The organism is Lacinutrix sp. MEBiC02595 (assembly GCF_053601555.1).
Window position 1 is genome coordinate 1 of sequence record NZ_JBSHNU010000253.1, and the last position, 222, is coordinate 222.

The window sequence follows — 222 nt, forward strand, 5'->3', positions numbered from 1 at the left end:
AACTGGTAAAGTAGTCGTATCTACCACGATATCCACTGTTCCTGCTGGTACTCCTTCTATAGTATAGGTTCCATCCGCTGCCGTTGTTGCTGTTGGCTCTCCTGCGTCTAATACGCCATTGCCATCTAAATCTGCAAATACGGTTACTGGCGAAGTGAATCCGGTTTCTGTTCCGTTTTGTGTTCCATCACCATCTTCATCATTATATACAGTTCCGGTTAC

The 222-nt window shown here is 45.0% G+C and carries 1 protein-coding gene; it reads right to left on the reverse strand.

Annotated elements, in window-relative coordinates:
- Window positions 1-222 (reverse strand): hypothetical protein (locus ACVCZW_RS19455; protein ID WP_452233242.1); only part of this gene is annotated, 222 nt, incomplete at both ends.